This is a genomic window from Arthrobacter sp. Hiyo1, from assembly GCF_001263615.2.
Taxonomy (GTDB): Bacteria; Actinomycetota; Actinomycetes; order Actinomycetales; family Micrococcaceae; genus Arthrobacter.
This window is the reverse complement of the sequence record NZ_DF952474.1, coordinates 92,265-96,626: the sequence shown is the minus strand read 5'-3', so window position 1 is coordinate 96,626 and position 4,362 is coordinate 92,265. Positions and strand designations below refer to the sequence as shown.

The following is a 4,362-nucleotide window of genomic DNA, read 5'->3' as shown; positions in this document are numbered from 1 at the left end:
CTCCTCGACCCGGCCACCCTCCCGGTTGACCCGGCGACGTGCAAGCCGGTCTATCCGCACCAGTACCTGAAGGTGAACACGGTCTTCGAGGTGGCGAAGAGCGCCGGCCTCACCACGCGTGGTCGGACAAGCACCCCGCCTACGAGATCCTGAACGGCCCTTCAGGCAAGGGCCTGGATGACCTGTTCACCCCTGAGATCAACAGCATCGCCCCCGCTCCCTTCAATGGCGACTGGACCAAGGACAACGCCGCAACCCAGCAGTACGACGGCTACAAGGTCCAGGCCGTGCTGAACGAAATCGACGGCAAGGACCACTCCGGCACCAAGACGGCCGCAGTACCTGGAATCTTCGGGATGAACTTCCAGGCCGTGTCGACGGCCCAGAAGCTCCCGACGTCGGACGGCCTCACCGGCGGTTACCTCCAGGGCGGCACCGTTCCCGGGCCGCTCTTGAGCAAAGCCCTTGACTTCGTCAACGCTTCTGTCGGTAAGTTCGAGTCCGCGCTTGCCGCCTCCGGCCACGCAAAGGACACCACGGTGATCCTTTCTGCCAAGCACGGGCAGTCGCCGATGGACGCTTCGACGCTGACGAGGGTGCCTGACAGCGCAATCATCGACGGCCTGAACGCAACGTGGAAGTCGGCCCACCCCGGCTCCGCAGACCTCGTGGCGTTCTCCACCGACGACGACATCATGCAGCTCTGGCTTTCGGACCACTCGCAGGCCGCAGCGCAGTTCGCCAAGGACTACCTGGCAGCGCACCCTGCCGCCGGTAACGACATCAACGGCGCCGCCAAGACCGTGACAACCTCAGGCTTGAGCAAGGTCTATGCGGGCAGCGAAGTTGCAAACTACTTCGGCACCCAAACCAGCGATGCACGCTACCCGGACATCCTCGGCATCGCGCAGACCGGGGTGGTTTACACCGGCGGCAAGGCCAAGATCGCCGAACACGGCGGAGCCAGTGCGGACGACCGCGATGTGCCGCTCGTGGTCTCCGGCGCCAACGACGAACACGCCCGGACCGTGACCACCGCGGTCGAGACGACGCAGATTGCGCCGACCATCCTGAAGACGCTTGGCTTGGACCCGAACAAGCTGCAGGCAGTGCAGATCGAGGGGACCAAAACCCTCCCCCAGCGCTGATCCAGCGCGCTCAAATCATTGGAGGGGTTCCACGGCCGGAAGGCCGAGGGGCCCCTCCCTTGTACTCATCCGACCCTGGGCTGGACGAAATGGACCGGTCCGCTGGCTAAGCCTGCATTGGGCGCGACGCCCCGTCTGCTTACAATCAAACGTCAGCAACTACTGAGGGAACCATGAAGAAAATCACCACAACCCTGCTCGCGGCCGGGCTCCTCCTCTCCGCTTCAGCCTGCTCGGCATCGCAGCAGCTGAGCACCGCGGACACCTGCAGCAGGGTCAAGACCGTCATCTCGAACCCCACGAACACCACGGACAAAACGGGAACCATCCGGGTAGCCAACCAGCTCCGCCCGATCGAAGCCGTGTCCTCGGATGAGCTGAAGCCCACCCTGAAGACGCTTGTGGACTACCTGGACGAGTCCTCGAAGGACAACCCGGATACCGCGAAGCTCAATGCCATGAAGAACGATTACCAGAACGCGGGTACCAATTACAGCAAGTATTGCGGCGGCTAAAGACAGTTTGCATTACCTCCCCGAGGACTGGGCATGGCCGCCCAGTCCTCGGGCGGCCTCGCCCTTCCGCTCTGCGCGGCACGGAGACGCCGTTCAGGGCAGCCACCAGTAACAGCTGCAGCTCCGCAACCCGCAGCCCAGCGCACGTTAAAGCGCGGTGTGCTTCCCGAACGGATGGTGGCCCGTGGCTGGCTGTCCGTGGCTCCCCAGCCATTCGGACAGGGCCTCGCGCAGGATCTCGCTGGGCGTGAGGCTGAGCGTTTGCGAAGCCGACTCCAAGGCACGGTCCAGTTCCTCAGGGATCTGGAAATCCAGGGGCGAGGGATGGTTGCTTTCCCGGGCTTCGGCAGGCAAACCCTCACCGCGCAACAACTTGCCGACGGCTGGCTTCATGTCGTTTTCGGTCCACGCCGAAAGTCGCTCGAAATGAGTCACATCTCGTGTCATGATTTTCCCTCCCAACAATCAAGCATCCTCCGTTGGAAGGCCGCAGTCACCCTCTACGAGTAATTACTCTCTAACTATCGCGAGGTTGCGTCGAACGCAGCGAGGGCGTTGGGTCATGTCCCGCTTCTGCGCCCTGCTATTCGCTGGATGATCGTCACGATTTTAGGCGGACCAAGCTGCCTGACGACGCCAAGTTGGAGCATTGCGGTGAGGTCATCGCGAGTGGCCCAATGCTCAGCCAGCTTGCCGTCCTCGATCCTGAACCAGTGCGATTGACGCGCTGACATGCGTTTGCCAGTGGCAGGACCCCGTCCATTGAGGCGCCCGAGGTTGGTGCCTTCCGATAAGACGCGGACAGCTACCGTATCGCCGTCAGCGGCAATCGCCTCGATCGTCATGGTCATGTCGGGAAACTGGGCAAGTAGCCACTGTACGGTCGCGCGCATCGCTTGGGGTCCGACGACGGCGCCCGGCTCGGTCGTCCCGAAAGGAGCCTGGGCGTGCTCGACGTATGAATCGGCCATGATTTGCTCACAAACGTCCAGTTGTCTCTGGTTCCAGATTTCCTGGAAGTGGCGCCGTACCAGTTCCTTGTTGGCTTCACTCATAGGAAGGCCTCCTCTGGATAGATGGTCCCAGCGGAGGTCGACCGGGCCCGTTCGAAGACCCAGGAGTCGCGGAACGGACCCGGCGCTCACGCTAAAGGGTGAGACCGCGACGGACATCGATCAGCCAGGGCTGGTGCCGTCAGAGTGATCTTAGGGCTTGCGTCGATTCCGGTCTAGGGAATCGGACGCCCGGAGTGATAAAAGCTCAGCGGTGCAAGAGGTAGTCGCCCACCCCAACCGGATTCGACAGCCCAAGGAGATGCCCGCCGGGCAGCACATCCGGCTCGAGCCCGAGGCGATCCCGCGCGACCCTCTGCTGGAACTCGAGCGGGAAGAACCGGTCCCCCGCGCCGCTGAGCACCCTGATGGGCACGGCCGGCCACTCCACGAAGTCGCAGCTCGACGCGAAGACTGCGTTTGCCTCGGGCCGCTGGTGCGGTTTTCCCTCGGCCGCGACCTCCGGTGAAACGTCATGGATGAAGTACTCGTTCACATCGAACTCTTTGCCGTAACCGCCGGCCGCGGCGGCACGCTTGCGTGCGTCTTCCCAGCCGGTGTTGTCCCACCATGTTCCAGGGGTCTCACCCGGGTTGGGAATCATTGCGTTCACTAAGACGATCTCTGCGACGCCGGTCCGGGCACCCACCATGGGCGCGGTGAAACCGCCAAGGGATTGCGCAACGAGCACGACGTCGGGCCGGCCACCGATTGCCGCCTCAACCAAGCGCGCGTACTCAGGCAAACCCGCATTTTCGACGTCTCCCGGCAGATCAACCGCAACAGCATCGTGGCCTGCTTCTTGCAAGAGGGGGACGACGCGGCTCCAATACCAGGCTGAGCCGCCTGCTCCGGGTACCAGCACGAACGCGCTCACGAGGCGTCCCCGAAGAAATCATGGACGAACGGACCAAGGCTCGGCGTCGAAGTCATGCCCCACATTCTTCCCCAGATCGACGCGCCCGCAAGGGACCCGATGAGATCCCTTCGCCCGGTCTTTCCCTGCAGAAGGCCTGGTGGGAGGATGCCTATAGGCGCGGGCAACTACGAGAAGGACGGGAAACGGAATGTCGACCCAGGAATCCGTGGAAACAGAACGCAAGTACGACGCTGACCTGGAAACGCCTCTTCCCGCGTTCGAGGACATTGCCGGCGTCGAACAGGTCGCAGACCCTGCAGATCATCAGCTCGAAGCCGTCTACTTCGACACCGAAGGCCTCATCCTTGCCAAGCACCGCATCACCTTGCGGCGCCGCACCGGCGGCACCGATTCAGGCTGGCACCTGAAACTGCCGGCAGAGAAGGACAATCGCGTGGAGATCCATGCGCCGCTGGGTCAGCCCGAGATTGTCCCCGAGGAACTCGCGGAGAGGCTCCTTGTGTTCACCCGCGGCGATGAGCTCAGGCCTGTGGCCCGGATCCACACCCGCCGCACTCTTCACCGGCTACACGGAAGCGAGGACGTCACCCTGGCCGATTTCGTGGATGACCACGTGACCGCCGAGACCTTGCACCCAACTCAATTGGAGAGGCAATGGCGGGAATGGGAAATCGAGCTGGTGCACGGCGATGAAGCCCTGTTTGAGAGCGCGGACCGCGTCTTGTCCGGGGCCGGCGCAACCCCATCGGGGCACGCGTCCAAGCTGG

At 63.2% G+C, this 4,362-nt stretch carries 6 protein-coding genes; 3 read left to right on the top strand and 3 right to left on the bottom strand.

What is annotated here, in order from left to right:
• The first annotated feature begins 38 nt into the window (after window positions 1-38).
• Together AHiyo1_RS17880 and AHiyo1_RS17875 are read left to right on the top strand one after the other, a co-directional pair.
• On the top strand, window positions 39-1,148 hold the full coding sequence (locus tag AHiyo1_RS17880; protein ID WP_059389439.1) for an alkaline phosphatase family protein: 1,110 nt from the start codon (window positions 39-41) through the stop codon (window positions 1,146-1,148).
• Between the two features lie 173 nt (window positions 1,149-1,321).
• Window positions 1,322-1,663, top strand: coding sequence for a hypothetical protein (locus AHiyo1_RS17875; protein WP_059389438.1), 342 nt, complete (start codon window positions 1,322-1,324; stop codon window positions 1,661-1,663).
• 147 nt (window positions 1,664-1,810) lie between these two features.
• Here the strand turns inward: AHiyo1_RS17875 and AHiyo1_RS17870 are convergent, their stop codons facing one another.
• The 3 genes from AHiyo1_RS17870 to AHiyo1_RS17860 all read right to left on the bottom strand — a co-directional run bounded on the left by AHiyo1_RS17870 (window position 1,811) and on the right by AHiyo1_RS17860 (window position 3,592).
• Window positions 1,811-2,110 carry a hypothetical protein gene (locus tag AHiyo1_RS17870; RefSeq protein ID WP_172465630.1) on the bottom strand — a complete coding sequence of 100 codons (300 nt, stop codon included), beginning with the start codon at window positions 2,108-2,110 and terminating at the stop codon, window positions 1,811-1,813.
• A gap of 113 nt (window positions 2,111-2,223) precedes the next feature.
• Window positions 2,224-2,718 (bottom strand): ester cyclase, encoded by a 495-nt coding sequence (locus tag AHiyo1_RS17865; RefSeq protein WP_059389436.1) that lies wholly within the window; start codon window positions 2,716-2,718, stop codon window positions 2,224-2,226.
• 205 nt (window positions 2,719-2,923) lie between these two features.
• Entirely contained in the window at window positions 2,924-3,592 is a 669-nt protein-coding gene (locus AHiyo1_RS17860) for an alpha/beta fold hydrolase (protein WP_059389435.1), read from the bottom strand.
• Window positions 3,593-3,782: 190 nt separating this feature from the next.
• On the opposite strand from AHiyo1_RS17860, the gene AHiyo1_RS17855 reads away from it, so the two are divergent.
• Window positions 3,783-4,362: CYTH domain-containing protein (locus AHiyo1_RS17855; protein WP_113990706.1), on the top strand; the 580-nt coding region annotated here is incomplete at its 3' end.

What these genes read in the sequence shown, in the direction of transcription:
- AHiyo1_RS17875 (WP_059389438.1), top strand. Translation starts at nt 1,322, where the DNA reads ATGAAGAAAATCACCACAACCCTGCTCGCGGCCGGGCTCCTCCTCTCC.
- AHiyo1_RS17870 (WP_172465630.1), bottom strand. Translation starts at nt 2,110, where the DNA reads ATGACACGAGATGTGACTCATTTCGAGCGACTTTCGGCGTGGACCGAA.
- AHiyo1_RS17865 (WP_059389436.1), bottom strand. Translation starts at nt 2,718, where the DNA reads ATGAGTGAAGCCAACAAGGAACTGGTACGGCGCCACTTCCAGGAAATC.